The organism is Tepidiphilus sp. J10, assembly GCF_006980785.1.
GTDB classification, from domain to species: domain Bacteria; phylum Pseudomonadota; class Gammaproteobacteria; order Burkholderiales; family Rhodocyclaceae; genus Tepidiphilus; species Tepidiphilus olei.
Map to the genome: position 1 here is coordinate 539,852 of NZ_SBHP01000001.1, position 19,225 is coordinate 559,076.

The following is a 19,225-nucleotide window of genomic DNA, read 5'->3' on the forward strand; positions in this document are numbered from 1 at the left end:
CCATAGAACTACCCGACATTCACTCCTCATCGATCTCTACCGTCCGATGCGCCCGCGCTCGCAACTTGGCCAGTTCACGCGCTTTTGCCAACCGAATAAAGCGCTGGAAGGCATACATGTGACTCACCACGATGCCATCGACGCCATTGACGAATTCCCGCCGCAGCAGGTACTGCTTCAGGAACGCAATAGGGGGAACAAGCAACAGCTGCCATAGCCCCGGCACGCGCCCTTTAGCAACGAGATCGCACGCCTGGGCACTCGAATAATCATTGACTTTGGCTACGTGGTGCGTGAGCGAACGAAACGAGCGATGAATCACCATCCCTTTGAGGGTACGCACTGTTCCCTCGCGCACGACCACGGAATCGTGTACCAGTTCCGCCTTGAACCCAGCGCGATCTCGATCATAGAGACGCACAGGCTTGTGAAACGCCGTCCAGGGGTGCCCTGATTCCTGAAAGGGATATAGTGGCAAAATGGGTAACCGATAGGCGCTCACTTCCGGCGGCGGTCCACCATGGTCAAACACCGATAGAATCTCCTGCGCCAATTCTGGGCTGATCTCTTCGTCCGCGTCAATATTGAGGATCCAGCGGTTTCGGCACAACGACTCACCAAAAACCTTTTGCGGTCCATAACCCTTCCATTCATGATAAACGACGCGAGCACCCAGTCGCTTAGCCACGGCCTCCGTCTCGTCATCGCTGCCGCTATCGATCACGATCACTTCATCAACCCAATCACGCACGCTTGTGATCGCTCTCGAGATCCGATCAGCCTCATTCTTGGCAATGATGAATACGGAGATCAAAACTTTTTCGGCCATTTTTCACTCACGATTCAAGCCTTGCATTCAGAAGGAAACATCGATCAACCCCTCGACTCCACCCCAACTACTGGAAAACATCATCTCGGCCACTTTCACTTAAGGATTTCCAGTCGACTTTTCATATAAGCCCTTACCTCCTCCGCAATGCGCTGCACCACTTCTTCTGCGCCTAGTTCAGGTTCCCTCGTCGGCTGCTCCCCCACTCTGGATAGCCATCCCCTCTTTGTTACCAGTTCATGGAAACGCGAAAGACGGGGACGATAACGGCCGACCTCGATCCCGGTCACAGGCACTCTGGCCGCGATTGCCTCCGACAGCATCGAGACGGAATCAAGCGTCACCGCGAGCCCATCGGCACAGGATAGGATGCCATGGTATGGGTTCTCCCCCTGGCCCGTCCACACCCAGCCAGGCAAGGAAGTTCCAATGCGCGAGCACAGCCATTGTGACGTCGCAGTCGGCGTTCGTCGCGAGACCGTGGCGAAAACGCTACCTCCTCCTTCCCTCACGCTAGAGAGCAGCTGTTCCATTTGTTCCCGAAACAGTACATCGTCCCAAATGACCGAGCGGCTAGGACCACCCACCAGTACGCCCAACCACGGCCGAGGAAACCGACCATCCCAAAGTGGTAGCCACTGCTCCCGCGTCTCCTGCAGACGCTGCGGTGTAAAACGGTGCAGCGCAAGCGGTGTAGTCACCACGTTGCTACCTCGCACTAAATCATGCTCCAGTGCAATCACTAAGTCGAAATGCCGAGGCGAAATGCGCGGGTCTTGTATATAGACAAGGAAGGTTCGGCCTGCGTTCATCTGCTTGATGAGCAGGCCCGCCACCTGGACGCGCCGGCCGCAGGCGATGAGTACATCGGGCCACGGCGGGGTAAGCACATCGCTTCCTTTCGCAGCCATGGCTGCAAGAGTGCGATCCCCTGCCCCGCCCCAACGCCAGCGCGCCAAATGCACCGCCACCGGTGCCGGCAGATGGCGCCATGGACCGCGCAGATCGTAGCGCTTCTCTTCATATGGCCAACCTAGCGCCTCGGCCAACCCCAAAGCTTGGCTACGCATCCCAGCCTCTCCCGAGGTAAGGACCCACACGAAGGGGATTCCCCTATGTAGCATTCCAGCATTCATGCCGCCAGATCCTCCCGGTACAGCTGGGCGTAGCGCCCCCCCGCGGTGAGCAGTTGCGCGTGCGTGCCGCTTTCGACGATGCGCCCGCGCTCCATCACCACGATGCGATCGGCCCGCTCCACCGTCGTGAGGCGGTGCGCGATCACGAGCGTCGTGCGCCCCTGCATGAGGGTCTCCAGCGCGGCTTGCACCGCGCGCTCGGATTCGTTGTCCAGGGCCGAGGTGGCCTCGTCGAGCACCAGTACCGGCGCATCTTTCAGGAGGGCGCGGGCGATCGCCAAGCGCTGGCGCTGGCCGCCGGAGAGCAGCGCCCCGTTCTCGCCGATGTGGGTATCGAAGCCGTGCGACAGGCGCTCGATGAACTCCAGTGCGTGCGCCGCGCGCGCCGCCGCAATGATCTCCTCGCGCGACACCTGCCGCTCGCCCGCGCCGTAGGCGATGTTCTCCGCCACGGTCGCGTCGAACAGCACCACTTGTTGCCCGACGTAGGCGATCTGACGGCGCAGCGCCGCGAGCCGCCATTGCGGCAAGGGAACGCCGTCGAGCCGGATGCAGCCTTCGGTGGGATCGTAGAAGCGCAACAGCAGCTGGGCCAGGGTCGACTTGCCGCTGCCCGAAGGCCCCACCAAGGCGACGACGGATCCCGGCTCGATGCGTAGATCCAACCCGTCGAGCGCCCAGTCTTGAGCATTCGGGTAACGGAAGCGCACGCCCTCGTAGGCGATCTCGCCGCGGGCGCGCTCGAGGGAAAAGCTTCCCCCGTCGCGCTCCGGAGGCACGTCGAGCAGTGAGAAGATACTCTCCGCTCCGGCCAAGCCTCGGGCGATGCGGCTATTGACTTCGGTCAACTGCCGGATCGGCTTGGGCAAAAGCCCGGCCGCCGTGACATAAGCCACCAGGTCGCCGGCCGTGGCGTCGCCGCGCAACCACAACACGAGCCACAGCAGAGCGCCGATCGCCACGAAGGTGACGAGCTGTATCGTCGAGCTATTTCTCGCTCCGATGCGCGCCAAGCGCAGCTGACGTTGGAAATCTTCTGCGTTGGCCTGCGTAAAGCGCTCCAGTTCCCGCCGTTCGCCGCCAAAGGCTTTGATGACGCGCTGCGCCATCACCACCTCGGTGGCGAGCGCAGTGATGCGCCCCATCGATTCTTGGAGGCGTCGAGACGCTGAGCGAAGCTTGCGTCCAGCACTGCGCATCATCACTCCGAGCACCGGAAGCAGAACCGCCAACATCAGCGTGAGTTTCCAGTTCGACCACAGCAGATAGCCAAAGAGGGCGACCACCGTCAGCCCCTCGCGCACGACGACGCGCACCGCCTCGGTCACGGCGCCCGTGGTCATGGTCACGTCGAAGGTGAGCCGCGAGACGATCCGGCCCGAATCCTGGCTGTCGTAATAGGCCGTAGGGAGCCTCAACCCGTGCGCGAAGAGCGCCGCCCGCAAATCGTGGATGAGTCCGACGGACACCTTGGACATGGAATAGGCGCCGAGAAACGAACCGATCCCTTGCCAGAGGGCCACCAACATCAGGGCCGCCGGCACGAGATAGAGCGTGTCGACTACCCCCCAGCCCGGCACCAGCAGCTGTGCCCGCGCCGGGTCGGTCAGGCCATCGACGAAATACTTCAGCGCACCCATCATCATCGGCTGGCCGCTGGCGAAAATCATGTAGCCGAGCAGGGCCGTGGCAAAGGCCGCACGATAGGGACGCACATAACCCCACAGCCGGCGATAGAGCACCCAGGAAGAATCCATGCTCCGTTCCATCAGTGTGCCTCGTCCCAGTTTTTCCCCACGCCGACGTCGACCACGAGCGGCACGCGCAGCTCGGCGACGTTCTGCATCTGGTCGGTGACGAGGGTACGCACGGCCTCGATCTCCGCTTCCGGGACTTCCAGCACCAGCTCGTCGTGCACCTGCAGGACGAGCCTCGCCGCGCGGCCTTGCTCCTGCAAGGCACGATGCACGCCGATCATCGCGAGTTTGATGAGATCGGCCGCGGTGCCCTGCATCGGCGCGTTGATCGCCGCCCGCTCGTCGGCCTGGCGTTGGGCCGGGTTGCGCGAGCGGATGTGGCGCAGCCACACCCGGCGGCCGTAGAGGGTCTCGACGTAGCCCTGCTCATAGGCCGTCTTTCGCGCCTGCTCCATGTAGGCCGCCACGCCCGGATAACGTGCGAAATAGCGGTCGATGTACTCCTGCGCCGCAGCGCGGTCGATCCCCAGGCTGCGCGCCAGGCCATGCGCGCTCATGCCGTAGATGAGACCGAAGTTGATGGTCTTGGCCACGCGCCGCTGTTCAGGCGTGACCGCATCGAGAGGCACCGCGAAGATCTCGGCAGCGGTGTGCTTGTGGATGTCCTCGCCGTGCAGGAAGGCCGCCACCAGGGTCGCGTCGCCCGAGAGGTGCGCCATGATGCGCAGCTCGATCTGGGAATAATCCGCCGACAGCAGGAGACAGCCGGGCGGAGCGACGAAGGCCGAGCGGATGCGCCGCCCCTCCGCCGTACGTATCGGAATGTTCTGCAGGTTCGGCTCGCTCGAGGACAAGCGCCCCGTGACCACCACGCTCTGGGAAAAGGTGGTGTGCACCCGCCCCGTGCGCGGATCGATCATCTTCGGCAGCTTGTCGAGATAGGTGTTCTTCAGTTTCGAAAGCTGCCGGTGCTGCAGCAGCACTTCGACGATGGGATGCTCGTGCGCCAGGCGCTCTAGCACCTCCTCGCTGGTCGAAGCCTGTCCCCCCGCGGTCTTCTTGGCCGCTTTCAGGCCCAGCTCGCCGAAAAGGAGTTCGGCGACCTGCTTGGGCGAGGCGAGATTGAACGATCGCCCGGCAAGCTCATGGGCTTTCTGCTCGAGCGCGCGCAGCTGGGTCTCGAATTCCCGGGACTGCGCCGCGAGTACCTTGGGGTCGATCGCCACGCCGGCGCGCTCCATGGCCACCAGCACCGGCACGAGCGGACGCTCGATGTCGCGATAGACGCGTTCGAGCTTGGGTTCGGCAGCGAGCTTGGCCGAGAGCACGTCGAAAAGCCGCCAGGTGAGGTCCGCATCCTCGGCGGCATAGGCTGCCGCGCGCGCCGGCGGCACCTCGTCGAAGCCGATCTGTTTCTTGCCGCTGCCGCATACCTCGGCATAGGTGAGCGGTTCGAGCGAGAGCCAGCGGCGGCTGAGCCGGTCGAGGTCGTGCTGGGCGTCACTCTCGAGCACGTAGGACATCAACATCGTGTCGTCGATGATCCCGCCCGGCTCGGCCCCGTGCGCCGCGAGCACGTGCCAGTCGTACTTCGCGTTCTGCGCCACCTTGCCCTCGGCCGCGGCGAACCAGGGTGCGAGCCGGCGCAGCACTTCTTCGCGCGGCAGCTGCGGCCCGACTTCGAGCCCGCGATGCGCGAGCGGAATGTAGCACGCCCGGCCAGGCCCCACGGCGAAGGAGATGCCGACGAGGGAAGCCTTGCGCGCGTCCAGGCTGGTCGTTTCGGTATCGAACGCCACGCGGGCGCCCTGCTCGATTTCACCGAGCCAGCGCTCGAATTCGTCCCAGTCGGTGAGGCAGGCGTAGGCCGAACGCCGCGCCGCGGCTTGCGCCGGCGATTCGAACCCGTCATCGCCGCTCGACTCGGCCGCCGCCTCGACTCCCTGTGCCCGCAGTTCATTCAACCAGGTGCGGAATTCGAGTCGTTCATAGAGCGCGAGGAGTTTCTCGCGCTGAGGCGGCCGCGCCTGCAGATCTTCCAGCCGCACCGGCAGTTCGAGGTCACAGCGCACGGTCAGGAGCTTTCTTGCCAGCGGCAGAAAATCGCGTGCCGCACGCAAGTTTTCCCCCACCTGCCCCTTGATCTCGTCGGCGTGCGCCAGCAAGGCATCGAGCGAACCGTATTGCCGCAGCCATTTCGCTGCCGTCTTGGGGCCGCAGCCCGCCACGCCGGGGACGTTGTCGACCGTGTCTCCCACCAGCGCCAGGTAATCGACGATGCGCTCGGGCGGAACGCCGAATTTCTCCTCCACGCCCTGGGCGTCGAGCTTCTCGCCGCGCATGGTGTCGACCCACAAGACCCCCGGTCCAACGAGTTGGGTGAGGTCCTTGTCGCCGGTGGAGATCACCACTTCCCAGCCGCGTGCCAGCGCCTGGCGGGTGAGCGTGCCGATCACGTCGTCGGCCTCCACTCCCGGGATCACCAGGAGCGGCCAGCCCTCGGCCTCGATCGCCTCGTGCAGCACGGGAATCTGCGCGGCGAGGTCCTCGGGCATTTCGGGGCGCTGCGCCTTGTACTGCGGGTACCATTCGTCGCGAAAGGTTTTGCCCGGCGCATCGAACACGCAGGCCCGATACGGCGCGGGGAATTCCTGCGTCAGGCGCCGCAACATCGACAGGACCCCGCGGATGGCGCCCGTGGGCTCTCCCCGGGAAGTACGAAGATCGGGCAAAGCGTGATACGCTCGATAAAGATAGCTCGAACCGTCGACGAGCAGCAGACGCGTCGTCATGGCGTCTCTCACAGAGGCTTGCAAACGGGCAACTATACCGCGGTTCGGCGCACGATGAAAGGAAGACCATGCCGTTGAACGACAAACTCCCCAATCCGGTCGTCGACCCCAAGGACATTCAATACAACGGGCGCGAATCCTGGCGCATCTTCGGCATCATGGCCGAATTCGTCGAGGGCACCGAGCGGCTCGCCGCCATCCGCCCGGCGGTGAGCATCTTCGGCAGCGCCCGTGTCGTGCCCGACCACCCTTATTATCTGCTCGCCGAGCGCATCGCGCGCAAGCTCTCGGACGCCGGGTTCACCGTCATCTCCGGCGGAGGGCCGGGTGTGATGGAAGCGGCCAACAAAGGCGCCTACTTCGGCAAGAGCCCCTCGGTGGGGCTCAACATCCAGTTGCCGCACGAGCAGCACGCCAACCCCTACCAGGACATCTCGCAGACGTTCCGGCACTTCTTCGCGCGCAAATACATGTTCGTGAAGTTCGCCTCGGCCTACGTCGTATTGCCAGGTGGATTCGGTACCCTCGATGAACTTTTCGAGGCCATGACGCTCATCCAGACCGGCAAGAGCCGGCGCATCCCACTGATCCTGGTACACCGCCCATTCTGGGAAGGGTTGCTCGAGTGGGCACGCGAGCGGCTCGTGGGAGAAGGCATGATCGACCCGGGCGATCTCGACATCGTGCAGATCATCGAGGATCCCGACGAGATCGTCGCGGCAATCTTCCGATACTACGAGAGCCGCGGTTTCGAACCCCTGCCCACCGAGCGCGAGCTGATGCTCAACCTCTGAAAACATCGAAGAAAAGCGCGGGGCTGCCCGCCGCTAAGGTAGAATGCCGACAGGAAGCTTTGCCGCCGGAATCGCACCCATGAAATCCAGCATTCGCCCATTGCTATTCACCGTACTGCTCGCGGCCAGTTCGGCCTGGGGGCAAACTGCGCGCCCTCCGCTGGAACCCATCCCCGAACCACCGCCGCTGCCCGGACCCATCACCGAAGAGGATCTGCTCGAGCCTCAAGTGACGATCCGCAAGGAAGGGGAAGACGAAGTCACCGAATACCGCATCGGAGGGCGCGTCTATATGATCAAGGTCGTACCGGCCCATGGGGGCACACCGTACTATCTGATCGATCGCACCGGCAACGGCGTGATGGAGCGATTCGACGGCACGCCCGAGCTCTCCGTGCCGATGTGGATCATCAAGTCCTGGTGAGCGCCGGTACCGCATGCACGCTCACATCCTTGAATATTCGCGCGGCTGGCGCTGGATCGCAGACGGGTTCGCGCTGTGGCGCCGCGCCCCCGCGCTCACGAGTTACGTGAGCTTTGCCTACGTCCTGCTGCTGTTGCTCGCCTCGAGCCTGCCCTACCTCGGTCAGTTTCTCGCAGCACTGCTCATGCCCATCCTTTCGATCGGCGTGCTCGAGGGCATGTCCGCTGCCGAGAGCGGACGCCGTCCGGGACCAGAAGTGCTCTTCGCCGGTTTTCGTGGGCCGTGGCGCTCGCTCGCCGCGCTGGGTGCTTTTCAGCTGGCGGGAAACCTGCTCGCCGTACTCGCCACGATCCTCGTCGACGGCGGCCTGATGCTCGGGCTGTATCGCGGCACGATCGATCCCGCCTCGCTCGAGAGCGAGCCCCAGCTCCTGTGGCCGTTGCTCGTCTGGCTCGCGATAGCGCTGCCGGTGACCATGGCCTACTGGTTCGCCCCGGCCCTGGTCGCCTGGCACCGGCAACCTTGGCCCAAGGCGCTCTTTTTCAGTTTCTATGCCACCCTACGCAACTGGCGCGCCTTGCTCGTATATGCGTTAGGTATTGCTGCCGTCGTTTTCGCCCTGGTGCTCGTGTTATCTTTTTTGGCCGCGCTCATCCATCCCTACGTGCTCGGCATCGCTCTGTTCCTGCTGCCGCTGGTACTCGTACCGACGCTCTTCGCCGGGCTCTACCTGCAAGTACGCGATGTCTTCGGTCCCCGCTAACGCCCCACTGCGGCCGATCGGCATACTCGGCGGCACCTTCGACCCGATCCACTACGGCCACCTGCGGCTCGCCGAAGAGGCGCGCGAGGCGCTCGCGCTCGAGCGCGTGCTCTTCATCCCGGCAGGCGACCCGCCGCATCGCCCCGCGCCGGGCACCCCGGCCGCCCATCGGCTCGGCATGGTCCGCTGCGCCCTCCGTGGCCATGCCGCCTTTCGTGCCGACGATCTGGAGTTGCGCCGCAGCGGCAAGAGCTACACCGTCATCACCCTGGAAACCTTGCGGCGCCGCTACGGTCCACGCCGATCTCTCGTGCTGATCCTCGGCGCCGACGCCTTCTTCGGCCTACCCTCGTGGCACCAGTGGCAGCGGCTCTTCGAACTGGCCCACGTGCTCGTCGCCATGCGGCCAGATTTTCCGCCGCCCTGGGGCAGCGAACCGCCCGAAGACGATCCGCCCGAGCCCGGCGCGGGGCTACCACCGGCCTTGCAGGACGTGCTCGCTGAGCGGCGCGCGCCCAAACTCGCGCGGTTCGCCGAAACGCCGGCCGGCCTCGTCGGATTCTTCCGCAACACGCCGCTCGCCATCTCGGCCACCACGATCCGCCGGCTGCTGTACGAGGGACGCAGCGCCCGCTATCTCTTGCCGGAGGCGGTGCTGCGCTACATCACCACCCATTCACTGTACCAAGGAGACCCTGGAAACCCATGACCACCACCGACACCCTACTCGATGCCGAAGCCATCGCCGCCCTGTCCGTCGAAGCCCTCGAAGACGTCAAGGGCGAGGACATCCGCGTGTTCGACACGCGAGCGCTCTCGCCGCTCTTCGACCGCGTCGTCGTCGCCAGCGCCCAGTCCACGCGTCAGACGAAGGCGCTCGCCCAACGCGTGATCCAGCGCGCCAAGGAGGCCGGCATCCCCATCGTCGGCGTCGAGGGCGAGGCTCTGGGCGAATGGGTGCTCGTCGATCTCGGACCGGTCGTCGTACACGTCATGCAGCCGGCCGTGCGCGCCTACTATCGCCTCGAAGACCTGTGGCAGCACGGCGCCACTGCCCGCCAAGGCACCTGAACGACGCACGATGAAGCTCACCCTGCTCGCGGTGGGCACGCGCCTGCCCGCCTGGGCCGAGACGGCCTGCACTGAATACGCGCGGCGTTTCCCTCCCGATCTGCCGTTGACGATCGTCGAAGTCAAGACCGAGCCGCGTACCGGCGGCAAATCGGTGTCCGAGCTCAAGCGCCGCGAAGCCGAGCGCCTGCGCGCGCAGATCCCTACTGGAACACGCCTCGTCGCGCTCGACGAGCGCGGTGCCGACCTCAACACGAAGCAGCTCGCCGATCGGCTCCAGTCCTGGCGCCACGACGGGCGTGACGTGGCGCTCCTCATCGGCGGCCCCGACGGGCTCGATCCCACGCTCTTGCAGACCGCCGACGAAACGGTGCGTCTCTCCAGCCTGACGCTGCCACACGCGCTCGCCCGTGTCGTCCTGATCGAGGCGCTCTATCGCGCCTGGAGTTTGACGGCAGGGCATCCCTATCACCGCGATTGAACCTTCAGGGTTTACCCGACTGCCCTCATCGACCGTTTGGCACTAGGCTTACTCCTCGACTAAGCTGAAATGCAAAGGGGCGCCTACCCACGCGCCCGATCGCATGGACCCCCGCCGACTCGCCACGAGCGAACCCGGCGGATGAACGGAGGAGACACCGATGGCCAGCACCCCTGCCACCACGCCCGCCGTGGCCGCCCCCCTTGCGTCGCTCGACGACCGCTATCGCGTCACTGGACGCGTCTATCTCACCGGCTACCAGGCACTCGTGCGCCTGCTGCTCATCCAGCGTGAGCGCGACGAAGCCGCCGGGCTCAACACGGCCGGCTTCGTCTCCGGCTACCGGGGCTCGCCGCTCGGCGGACTCGATCAGACCTTGTGGCGCGCCAAGGAACATCTACGCTCGCATCACGTCGTCTTCCAGCCCGGCGTCAATGAAGATCTCGCCGCCACCGCCGTCTGGGGCACCCAGCAAGTGGGGCTCTTTCCCGGAGCCAAATACGACGGCGTCTTCGCCATGTGGTACGGCAAGGGACCGGGGGTCGATCGCTGCGGCGACGTCTTCCGCCATGCCAATGCCGCCGGCACTTCGCGCTTCGGTGGCGTGCTTGCCGTGGCCGGCGACGACCATGCCGCCAAGTCCTCCACGCTACCGCACCAGACCGACCACGTCTTCAAGGCGCTGATGATGCCGGTGCTCGCCCCGGCCGGCGTGCAGGAATACCTCGACCTGGGCATCCACGGTTACGCCCTGTCGCGCTACTGCGGCTGCTGGGTGGCCTTCAAGGCCCTCGCCGACACGGTGGAAACCTCGGCCTCGATCGACGTCGATCCCTTCCGCATCGAAACACGCATCCCCGAGGACTTCCCCCTGCCGCCCGACGGGCTCAACATCCGCTGGCCCGATCCGCCGCTGGTGCAGGAGAAACGGCTGCTGCACCACAAGCTCTACGCCGCGCTCGCCTACTGCCGCGCCAACGGGCTCAATCACGTGGTCATCGATTCGCCGCAGCCGCGCCTGGGCATCATCACCTCCGGCAAAGCCTATCTGGACGTGCGCCAGGCGCTCGACGATCTGGGCATCGACGAGGAGCTCGCCGCCCGAATCGGCATTCGTGTCTACAAAGTCGGCATGGTCTGGCCACTCGAGGCCGAAGGCGTGCGCCGCTTCGCCGAAGGGCTCGAGGAGATCCTCGTCGTCGAGGAGAAACGCCAACTCATCGAATACCAACTCAAGGAAGAACTCTACAACTGGCGTGAGGACGTGCGCCCGCGAGTGATCGGCAAATTCGACGAAAAAGGTGAATGGGCGCACATCCTGCGCCCCGATGGCAAAGTGGACCACGGTCAGTGGCTGTTGCCTGCCGCGGGGGAGCTCAACCCGTCGCAGATCGCCCGGGTGATCGCCCAGCGCATCGCGCGTTTCTACACCTCCGAGCGCATCCGCGAGCGCCTGGCCTTCCTCGACGCGAGCGAACGCGCCCTCACCGTTCGCCCTCCCGTCGCTGAGCGCGTCCCCACTTTCTGCCCCGGATGCCCGCACAACACCTCCACGCACGTGCCGGAAGGAAGCCGTGCCGTGGCCGGCATCGGCTGTCATTACATGGTCACCTGGATGCCCGAACGACGCACGGCCACGTTCACCCACATGGGCGGAGAGGGCGTCCCCTGGGTCGGTCAAGCCCCTTTCACCGAAGAGCGCCACCTCTTCGCCAACATGGGCGATGGCACCTACTTCCACTCAGGCATCCTCGCCATCCGCCAGGCGGTGGCCGCCGGAGTCAATATCACCTACAAGATCCTCTTCAACGATGCCGTGGCCATGACCGGCGGGCAGCCGGTCGATGGCCCGCTCACCGTGCCGATGCTCGTCAAGCAACTGCAAGCCGAAGGCGTGGCCAACGTGGTGGTGGTCACCGACGGCACGGCGCGCCCCTACGGGCCGGCGGATCTGCGCCACGTCCCGATTCGGCACCGCGACGAGCTCGACGCGATCCAACGCGAATTGCGCCAACTTCCGGGCGTCTCGGCCATCGTCTATGACCAGACCTGCGCCGCCGAGAAGCGGCGTCGGCGCAAGCGCGGCCTCTACCCCGATCCGCCAAAGCGCGTCTTCATCCATGAGGCGGTGTGCGAGGGGTGCGGCGACTGCACGGTGCAATCGAACTGCGTGGCCGTCGTTCCGGTGGAGACCGAATTCGGGCGCAAACGGCGCATCGACCAATCCAATTGCAACAAGGACTACAGCTGCCTCAAAGGCTTCTGCCCCAGTTTCGTGACCATCGAAGGGGGGCGGCCGCGCAAGGGCAAGGCGCTCGCCGACGAACCGGGTCGCTTTCCCCTGCCGCCCGAGCCGCCCCTGCCCGGGCTCGCATCGCCCTGGAACATTCTCGTGACCGGCGTGGGCGGCACGGGGGTGATCACCATCGGCGCGCTCATCGGCATGGCGGCGCACCTCGACGGCAAGGGCGTCACCGTGCTCGACATGACGGGGCTCGCGCAGAAGAACGGCTCGGTCTTCAGCCACATCCGCATCGCCGCCACCCCGCAAGACTTGCATGCGGTGCGCATCGCCGCCGGGGCGGCCGATGCGATCATCGGCGGCGACCTCATCGTGACAGCGAGCGCCGAGGCGCTCACCAAGATGGCTCCGGGCCGTACGCGCGTGGTCACCAACGCCGCCGAGATTCCCACCATCGACTTCCTGCGCAATCCCGACTGGCGCTTCTCGGCCCAGGAGATGCAAGCGCGCATTCGTGAGCGCGTGGGCGAAGCCCCGGCCGAATTCCTCGACGCCACCGGGCTCGCGACCCGGCTCATGGGCGACGCCATCGCCACCAATCTCTTCCTGCTGGGCTACGCCTGGCAGAAAGGCTGGGTGCCGGTGAGCCACGAATCGCTCATGCGGGCGATCGAATTGAACGGCGTGGCCATCGACATGAACCGCGCCGCCTTCCTCTGGGGGCGGCGCATGGCCCACGACCCGCAGGCGGTGCTCGACTTCGCCCGCCCCGAAGCCGAGCCCGAAGCGCGCTTTGCCCGCACGCTCGACGAAGTGATCGAGCGGCGCGCCACCTATCTCGTCGACTACCAGGACGAAGCCTACGCCGAGCGCTATCGCCGGCTGGTGGAACGCGTGCGCGCCGCCGAGCGTGCGCTGCGCGGCACCCCTGCCGAGGAGACGCCTGGCACCATGCCGCTCACCGACGCCGTGGCCCGCTCCTACTTCAAGCTGCTGGCGATCAAGGACGAATACGAAGTGGCGCGCCTCTACTGCGACCCCAAATTCTGGCAGCAGCTGGAAGCGCGCTTCGAAGGCCCGTTCGAGGTGCGCTTCCACCTCGCCCCGCCGCTCCTTGCGCGTCCCGACCCAGTCACCGGCCTCGTCGCCAAGCGCGAGTACGGCCCGGCCATGCGCCACGCCTTCGCGCTACTCGCCAAGATGAAACGCTTGCGCGGCACGGTGCTCGACCCCTTCGCCCGCACCGAGGAGCGGCGCTGGGAGCGCGCCCTCATCACCGAATTCGAAGGCGACGTGGAGCGGGTCTTGCGCGAACTCACCGCCGAGCGGCTGGCGCTCGCCACCGAACTGCTCGCCCTGCCGCAGCGTATCCGTGGGTTCGGGCACGTCAAGCGGGCCCAGGGCGAAGAAGCCGAACGCCGCCGCGCCGTGTTGTGGCGGCGGTGGCAGGAAATCGGCAAAGCCGGCGCGACGGAGCCTTCTGCGGCAGGACAGCCCGTGCCGGCTTGAGCACCGAAGCACACGAGGCGGCACGAGGTAGTATCATGAAAGCATGACGTTCCGCCTCTCGCGCTCGCCGCTCCTTGCCGCGGCGCTGGCCCAGCTGCTGGGCTGGCTGCTCGCCTTCGTCGCCGCGCATCTTGGCCTCGTGGCCGGGCTGTGGCCGCTCCTCGCCTTGCAGGCGCTCGCGGCGGCAGGGATGGCCGCGTCCTTGCGCAGCCCCTGGTGGTGGATCCTCTTTCAGCTCATTTTCTCCCCTGCCCTCGTGCTCCTGCATGGCCTGGGGCTCGCGCCGGGGTGGTACCTCGCGGCCTTCGTGCTGCTCGCCCTCGTCTTCGGCAACCCGACGCGCACCCGGGTGCCCCTTTTCCTGTCGCACCGCGCCACGGTGGATGCGCTCGCGGCGCTGCTGCCCGCCGATCGTCCTTTCCATTTCCTCGACGTGGGCAGCGGCACGGGCCGCGTCGTCGTCGCGCTCGCCCGCGCTTTTCCTCGAGGCGAATTCACCGGTATCGAGCAGGCGGTCCTGCCGCACCTGATCGCACGCTGGCGCGGCCGCGGCCTGCCAAACCTGCATCTGCGTCGAGGCGATGCCTTCGCGCTGCCTTGGGCAGGATACGACGTGCTCTACGCCTTCCTCTCACCCGTGCCCATGCCCGACTTGTGGCGCAAGGCTCGAGCGGAACTCCCGCCGGGATCGCTGGTCTGCAGCAACGAGTTCCCCATCCCCGGGATCGTGCCCGAAGCCCACATCGTGCCGCAAGGTACCCATCGTCCTCTCTGGCTCTACCGGGTGGGGTAACGCAGGAATTGGGGAATTGACGGGAGAGGGGGGCGCTATTTTCCTCAAGAGTCGGTGCGTATCTGCCGATAATCCTGCCAAGGCTGCCCTCCACCACGAGGCTCTTCGTCATGGCGATCCTGATTGCGATCATCGGCAACAAAGGCGGCACCGGCAAGACCACGCTCTCGCACCTGCTCTGCCACGGGTTGGGGCTGCTTGGCCGGCGCTCGGCCTGCGTGCTCACCGATACCACCCGTCAACCGCTCGACCCGCGCGGACGGCGCTACGTCATCGCCGACGCGCGCTCGCTCGACACGCTCAAGCGCATCATCGACAAACTGCGCCCGCTGGATGACTGGATCGGCGTGATCGACGGCGGCGGCAACCGCCCCGACGTCGACCGACGCCTCTATGCGCTGTCCGACCTCGTGTTGCTGCCGTTTCGCGAGTCGCACGAGGACATCCGCACGGTCACCGCCGACCTCGAGCAGTTCCCCCGCGCCTATGCCGTGCCCAGCCAGTGGCCGGTCAATGTCTGGCAGCGCGAAGCTGCCGATCGCGCGGTGGCCCAGCTGATGGCGCCTTACCTCGGCCGCATCCTGCGCCCCGTTCCGGCAGTCTCGGCAACCAAGCTGTTGCTGCAAAAGCACCTGCCGGCACAACTTCCCACCCCCCTCAACAACACCGCCCGGGCCTTCGCCCGCCAGCTGCTGGAAGTGCTCGATCTCGGCCGTGAGCTCCCCGCCTCATTCGACGAAGCAGAAGGTGAAGAAATCTACGAAGGCATTCCCGAAGAGGAAATGCCCTTGCGCCTCAGGCGCTGAGGTTCGCATCGCGCTACAATGCCATGAGAGAACAGCGGCTCATAGCGCAACACGCGACCGGAGAGGAAGACCATGACGCAGAATTTCTTCGAGGGTAATGACCCTTTCGCCTTCTTGCGGCAGATGTGCGCCAACATCGGCGTGCCGGTTCCGGGAATGGTGTTTCCGACGATGGATCTCGCCGACGTCGAGCGGCGCATCGCCGAATTCAAGGCGGTGGAGCAATGGCTGCAGATGAACCTGAGCACCCTGCAGATGACGCGTCAATCGCTGGAGATGCAGCGCGTCGCCATCCTCTCGCTCACGCAGATGGGCACGGCGAGTCAGGCCGCGGCGGCGGAAGCGGCCACCACCCCGGCCGGCAACCCCTTCGAGGCCATGGCACAGCTGTGGCAGACGATGCAGCAGGCCGCCCAGCAAACGGTCGAGGCCACCGCCACCGCCACCCAGGCGGCACATCAGGCCTTTGCTCAGCCCCCCTCGCCACCACCGCAAGCAGCCGATTCAACGGTCGCCCGGACTGCCGCAGAAACAGGACGGGAAGCCTCTCCTGCGCCTGACTCGTCTGCGGTGCCCAAACCCAAGCCGGCGCGGCGGCGTCAGAAAACCGCGCCCTCGCCGAAAGGAGATAGCGGGAAAGAAGGTACCTAACCCCGCCGTACCCGCAGCGGCGAACGGGGCCAGGGGCCGCCTTCTTCCGCCGTTTTCAGGGCATTCCGTTCCCGGAAGAGCGGATGCTCCAGCGTTTCCTCGGGCGCAAGCACCGGCGTGACGCAGCAATCGTGCGGCGCGAAGAACGCCGCCCATTCGTCGCGCGTGCGCGTGCGCAGCACCGCCGCCAGTTCCGCCCTGGCCTTGACCCCTTCCTCACCCACGGCGCGATGAAAAGGAACGAGATCGGGTCGTCCGATCGCCTCACACAACCGCACCCAAAATTTCTCTTCCAGTGCCCCCACGGCGAGATGCCGCCCGTCGGCGGTTTCATACACCCCGTAGCATGGCACTCCCCCGGTGAGCAAGCCCTCACCCCGCGGTTCACTGCGCCCCTCGACCAGGGCTTGCGCCAGAGGAAAGACCAGATGCGCCCAGCTGGCCTCGGTCATGGAGAGATCGACATGGGCACCGACCCCGTCGCGCCGCGCCGCATGCACCGCAGCGACCGTGGCGAGCGCCGCATGCAGCGCCCCGCCCAGTAAATCGGCGATCTGCAGGTTGCACTGCGCGGGCGGCCCACCGGCCGTACCGGTCTGGTGCAGCACCCCGGCGAGCGCCAGATAGTTGATGTCGTGCCCCGCCGCCTGCGCCATCGGGCCATCCTGACCGTAGCCGGAAATGGACACCAGCACGATGCGCGGATTGAGCCTGCGCATGGCCTCGAACCCCAGGCCAAGCCGCTCGAGCACGCCGGGACGGAAACCTTCGATCACGGCGTCGGCTTCGCGCAGGCGCGCCTCGAACCACGCCCGACCTTCTTCGCTCTTGAGGTCGATGCGGTGGATTTCCTTGCGTCCGTTGATACTTCGATAGAAAAAGGACGTTGCATCACCCGCTCGTCGAACCCCCATGCGCGCCGCGTCGTCCCCCTGCGGCGGCTCGACCTTGATCACGCGTGCACCAAGCTCGGCCAAATGCCAAGCAGCCATCGGCCCCGGCAACAGGAGCGAGAGATCGAGCACCGTCATGCCCCCGAGCAAGGGCAAGGTTCGTTTCTGCGGTTCGGTTTCAGTCATATTTTCTCCGATCGTCGATCACTTTACCATCATTGGGCAGACTACCCGGTGGCACGAAGCGTACTTCGCCGCGCAGCTTGGTGATTTCACGCAGCGTCGTCTCGATCGCCAGGCGCAATCCCTCGTCACCTCCCGCCACTTCGCATTCGAGGATCATGACGTCGGACAAGTTCGGGTTCTCGACCACCAGCCGGGCCCGCCGCACTTCGGGATGGCGTGAGGCCACCGCCAGCACCTGCGAGGGATGCACGAACATCCCTTTGACCTTGGTCGTCTGATCCGCCCGCCCGAGCCAACCGCGGATGCGTGTGTTCGTGCGCCCGCAGGGCGAGATGCCAGGGAGGATGGCCGAGAGATCCCCGGTGCCGAAACGGATCAGAGGATAGACAGGGTTGAAGGTGGTGACCACTACTTCCCCCACCTCGCCCTCGGGCACCGGTTCCGTACCACCTGGGCGCACGATCTCGACGATGATGTGTTCGGCAAGCACCAAACCTTCTCGCGCCCACGTCTCGTAAGCGATGAGGCCCACGTCGGCAGTCCCATAGCTTTGATAGACGTCGATGCCGGCCTCGGCGAACTCTCGTTGCAGCGCGGGAGGACAGGCCTCGCCCGAAACGAGGGCCTTGCGAAAGGACATTTCCACGCCCGCCTCGCGGCATTTCTGGATCAAGATACGCAAGAAAGAAGGCGTTCCGGCATAGGCGGTTGGCTTCAAGTCGGCGATCGCCTGCACCTGCAGCTCGGTCTGTCCCACGCCACCGGGAAACACCGTGCACCCCAAAGCATGCGCCCCGCTTTCGATCATGACGCCAGCCGGCGTCAGATGATAAGAAAAAGTATTATGGACCAAATCGCCTTCGGCGAAGCCTGCGGCAAAGAGCGCTCGAGCTTGACCATAGGCATCCTCGCCTCGGCCTTCCGGCTCGTAAATCGGCCCGGGTGAAGAAAAGACACGCAACATGTCTCTTCCCCAGCCGACGGTTGCAAATCCACCAAAAGGGCGCGCTTGCTTTTGCAGCTCCAGCAGCTCGGACTTGCGTACCACCGGCAGTTGCGCAAGCGCCGCTCGCGAGGTGATCGCTTGTGGGTCGACGTGGGCGAGCAATTTGGCGTAGACCGGCGCGTGCGCTTTGGCATGCGCGATCTGCGCTGGCAAGCGGGCGAAGAGATCCGATTCGCGGCGCTGGGGATCCCACGTCTCCCGCTCGTCGTAATATCTTCCCCTGTTTCCTTGAGTCATTGCGGTTTCCATGTCACGCTCCTCCTGTGCCGTATCAGGACAGCCAACGCTTGCGCCGACGATAATGTTTCACCTCGCGGAAACTCTTACGTCCCTGTGACGAGAGGCCGAGGTAGAACTCCTTCACGTCCTCGTTCTCACGCAGTTCCCGGGCTTCGCCCTCCATCACCACCCGGCCGTTTTCCAGAATGTAGCCGAAGTTGGCGTAGCGCAGCGCCACCATGGTGTTCTGTTCGGCGAGCAGGAAGCTCACGTTTTCCTTAGCGTTGAGCTCGTGCACGATCTCGAAGATCTCTTCGACCACCTGGGGCGCCAACCCCATGGAGGGTTCGTCGAGCAGGATCATCTCGGGTGCGGCCATCAGAGCCCGGCCGATGGCACACATCTGCTGCTCGCCGCCTGAAGTGTAACCCGCCTGCGACTTGCGCCGCTCCTTGAGCCGGGGAAAATAGTGATAGACGCGCTCGAGCGCCTGGGCGAGCTGCGCGCGCGAAAGCTTGCGCGTATAGGCCCCCGTGAGGAGATTCTCCTCGATGGTGAGGTGCTCGAAACAATGCCGCCCTTCCATCACCTGGATGACCCCGCGGCGCACCAGCTCGTTGGGCGAGAGGGCATCGACGCGCTCTCCCTTGAAACTGACCGAACCCTTGGTCACCTCGCCGCGCTCGGCACGCAGCAGATTGGAGATGGCCTTGAGCGTGGTCGACTTGCCCGCGCCATTGGCGCCGAGCAGCGCGACGACGCCGCCACGCGGCACTTCGAGCGAGACGCCCTTGAGCACCAGGATCACGTGGTCGTAGATCACCTCGACGTTGTTGACGACGAGGTAGGGTTCGCCAACGGCGGCGCGGCCCGCTTCAGCGTTCATCGCACATTGACTCCGGTTTGGGACTAGCCGTACAGGGCGGGCGGCGG

17 protein-coding genes are annotated in these 19,225 nt (G+C 65.3%); 10 read left to right on the forward strand and 7 right to left on the reverse strand.

What is annotated here, in order from left to right; translation table 11 throughout:
- Positions 1–19 precede the first annotated feature (19 nt).
- The 4 genes from EPD81_RS02685 to polA form a co-directional block, all read right to left on the reverse strand.
- Positions 20–829 carry a glycosyltransferase family 2 protein gene (locus EPD81_RS02685; protein ID WP_142803868.1) on the reverse strand — a complete coding sequence of 270 codons (810 nt, stop codon included), beginning with the start codon at positions 827–829 and terminating at the stop codon, positions 20–22.
- A 95-nt stretch (positions 830–924) separates the two neighbouring features.
- On the reverse strand, positions 925–1,899 hold the full coding sequence (locus EPD81_RS02690) for a mitochondrial fission ELM1 family protein (RefSeq protein WP_185955329.1): 975 nt from the start codon (positions 1,897–1,899) through the stop codon (positions 925–927).
- A 62-nt stretch (positions 1,900–1,961) separates the two neighbouring features.
- A complete protein-coding gene (gene msbA / locus EPD81_RS02695; RefSeq protein WP_221929173.1) occupies positions 1,962–3,722 on the reverse strand; it encodes a lipid A export permease/ATP-binding protein MsbA in 1,761 nt (586 codons plus the stop codon).
- 11 nt (positions 3,723–3,733) lie between these two features.
- A complete protein-coding gene (polA, locus tag EPD81_RS02700; protein ID WP_142803871.1) occupies positions 3,734–6,454 on the reverse strand; it encodes a DNA polymerase I in 2,721 nt (906 codons plus the stop codon).
- Positions 6,455–6,522: 68 nt separating this feature from the next.
- Between polA and EPD81_RS02705 the strand changes: the two genes are divergently transcribed.
- The 10 genes from EPD81_RS02705 (at position 6,523) to EPD81_RS02750 (ending at position 15,988) form a co-directional block, all read left to right on the forward strand.
- On the forward strand, positions 6,523–7,248 hold the full coding sequence (locus tag EPD81_RS02705) for a TIGR00730 family Rossman fold protein (protein WP_142803872.1): 726 nt from the start codon (positions 6,523–6,525) through the stop codon (positions 7,246–7,248).
- Between the two features lie 91 nt (positions 7,249–7,339).
- Positions 7,340–7,672 (forward strand): DUF2782 domain-containing protein, encoded by a 333-nt coding sequence (locus EPD81_RS02710; protein ID WP_370456497.1) that lies wholly within the window; start codon positions 7,340–7,342, stop codon positions 7,670–7,672.
- A 13-nt stretch (positions 7,673–7,685) separates the two neighbouring features.
- Positions 7,686–8,435 carry a BPSS1780 family membrane protein gene (locus EPD81_RS02715; RefSeq protein ID WP_142803874.1) on the forward strand — a complete coding sequence of 250 codons (750 nt, stop codon included), beginning with the start codon at positions 7,686–7,688 and terminating at the stop codon, positions 8,433–8,435.
- Positions 8,416–9,144, forward strand: coding sequence for a nicotinate-nucleotide adenylyltransferase (gene nadD / locus EPD81_RS02720; RefSeq protein ID WP_142803875.1), 729 nt, complete (start codon positions 8,416–8,418; stop codon positions 9,142–9,144). The genes EPD81_RS02715 and nadD overlap by 20 nt, the downstream gene beginning before the upstream one ends.
- Positions 9,141–9,506, forward strand: coding sequence for a ribosome silencing factor (gene rsfS, locus EPD81_RS02725; RefSeq protein ID WP_142803876.1), 366 nt, complete (start codon positions 9,141–9,143; stop codon positions 9,504–9,506). Before nadD ends, rsfS begins: the two co-directional genes overlap by 4 nt.
- 10 nt (positions 9,507–9,516) lie before the next feature.
- Entirely contained in the window at positions 9,517–9,987 is a 471-nt protein-coding gene (gene rlmH / locus EPD81_RS02730; protein ID WP_142803877.1) for a 23S rRNA (pseudouridine(1915)-N(3))-methyltransferase RlmH, read from the forward strand.
- Between the two features lie 160 nt (positions 9,988–10,147).
- The gene (locus EPD81_RS02735) at positions 10,148–13,738 is read left to right on the forward strand and encodes an indolepyruvate ferredoxin oxidoreductase family protein (RefSeq protein WP_142803878.1); all 3,591 of its coding nucleotides are present in this window, start codon (positions 10,148–10,150) and stop codon (positions 13,736–13,738) included.
- A 43-nt stretch (positions 13,739–13,781) separates the two neighbouring features.
- On the forward strand, positions 13,782–14,531 hold the full coding sequence (locus EPD81_RS02740; RefSeq protein ID WP_142803879.1) for a trans-aconitate 2-methyltransferase: 750 nt from the start codon (positions 13,782–13,784) through the stop codon (positions 14,529–14,531).
- 110 nt (positions 14,532–14,641) lie between these two features.
- Entirely contained in the window at positions 14,642–15,337 is a 696-nt protein-coding gene (locus tag EPD81_RS02745; protein WP_142803880.1) for a hypothetical protein, read from the forward strand.
- 72 nt (positions 15,338–15,409) lie between these two features.
- On the forward strand, positions 15,410–15,988 hold the full coding sequence (locus tag EPD81_RS02750) for a PhaM family polyhydroxyalkanoate granule multifunctional regulatory protein (protein WP_142803881.1): 579 nt from the start codon (positions 15,410–15,412) through the stop codon (positions 15,986–15,988).
- On the opposite strand, the gene EPD81_RS02755 is transcribed toward EPD81_RS02750, so the two are convergent.
- Genes EPD81_RS02755 through EPD81_RS02765 form a run of 3 tightly spaced genes read right to left on the reverse strand, consistent with a single transcriptional unit; the run spans position 15,985 to position 19,178 of the window.
- Positions 15,985–17,067 carry a CaiB/BaiF CoA-transferase family protein gene (locus EPD81_RS02755; RefSeq protein WP_221929174.1) on the reverse strand — a complete coding sequence of 361 codons (1,083 nt, stop codon included), beginning with the start codon at positions 17,065–17,067 and terminating at the stop codon, positions 15,985–15,987. The genes EPD81_RS02750 and EPD81_RS02755 overlap by 4 nt on opposite strands.
- Entirely contained in the window at positions 17,060–18,322 is a 1,263-nt protein-coding gene (locus EPD81_RS02760; RefSeq protein ID WP_221929175.1) for a phenylacetate--CoA ligase family protein, read from the reverse strand. Before EPD81_RS02760 ends, EPD81_RS02755 begins: the two co-directional genes overlap by 8 nt.
- A gap of 22 nt (positions 18,323–18,344) precedes the next feature.
- The gene (locus tag EPD81_RS02765; RefSeq protein ID WP_142803882.1) at positions 18,345–19,178 is read right to left on the reverse strand and encodes an ABC transporter ATP-binding protein; all 834 of its coding nucleotides are present in this window, start codon (positions 19,176–19,178) and stop codon (positions 18,345–18,347) included.
- Positions 19,179–19,225: the final 47 nt, after the last annotated feature.

Bases quoted from the DNA above. Each gene is read 5' to 3' on its own strand.
- EPD81_RS02750 (WP_142803881.1), top strand. From the start codon at position 15,410: ATGACGCAGAATTTCTTCGAGGGTAATGACCCTTTCGCCTTCTTGCGG.
- EPD81_RS02755 (WP_221929174.1), bottom strand. From the start codon at position 17,067: ATGACTGAAACCGAACCGCAGAAACGAACCTTGCCCTTGCTCGGGGGC.
- rsfS (WP_142803876.1), top strand. From the start codon at position 9,141: ATGACCACCACCGACACCCTACTCGATGCCGAAGCCATCGCCGCCCTG.
- EPD81_RS02765 (WP_142803882.1), bottom strand. From the start codon at position 19,178: ATGAACGCTGAAGCGGGCCGCGCCGCCGTTGGCGAACCCTACCTCGTC.
- EPD81_RS02685 (WP_142803868.1), bottom strand. From the start codon at position 829: ATGGCCGAAAAAGTTTTGATCTCCGTATTCATCATTGCCAAGAATGAG.
- polA (WP_142803871.1), bottom strand. From the start codon at position 6,454: ATGACGACGCGTCTGCTGCTCGTCGACGGTTCGAGCTATCTTTATCGA.
- EPD81_RS02760 (WP_221929175.1), bottom strand. From the start codon at position 18,322: ATGGAAACCGCAATGACTCAAGGAAACAGGGGAAGATATTACGACGAG.
- EPD81_RS02690 (WP_185955329.1), bottom strand. From the start codon at position 1,899: ATGCGTAGCCAAGCTTTGGGGTTGGCCGAGGCGCTAGGTTGGCCATAT.
- EPD81_RS02740 (WP_142803879.1), top strand. From the start codon at position 13,782: ATGACGTTCCGCCTCTCGCGCTCGCCGCTCCTTGCCGCGGCGCTGGCC.
- msbA (WP_221929173.1), bottom strand. From the start codon at position 3,722: ATGGATTCTTCCTGGGTGCTCTATCGCCGGCTGTGGGGTTATGTGCGT.
- rlmH (WP_142803877.1), top strand. From the start codon at position 9,517: ATGAAGCTCACCCTGCTCGCGGTGGGCACGCGCCTGCCCGCCTGGGCC.
- EPD81_RS02745 (WP_142803880.1), top strand. From the start codon at position 14,642: ATGGCGATCCTGATTGCGATCATCGGCAACAAAGGCGGCACCGGCAAG.
- EPD81_RS02715 (WP_142803874.1), top strand. From the start codon at position 7,686: ATGCACGCTCACATCCTTGAATATTCGCGCGGCTGGCGCTGGATCGCA.
- nadD (WP_142803875.1), top strand. From the start codon at position 8,416: ATGTCTTCGGTCCCCGCTAACGCCCCACTGCGGCCGATCGGCATACTC.
- EPD81_RS02735 (WP_142803878.1), top strand. From the start codon at position 10,148: ATGGCCAGCACCCCTGCCACCACGCCCGCCGTGGCCGCCCCCCTTGCG.
- EPD81_RS02705 (WP_142803872.1), top strand. From the start codon at position 6,523: ATGCCGTTGAACGACAAACTCCCCAATCCGGTCGTCGACCCCAAGGAC.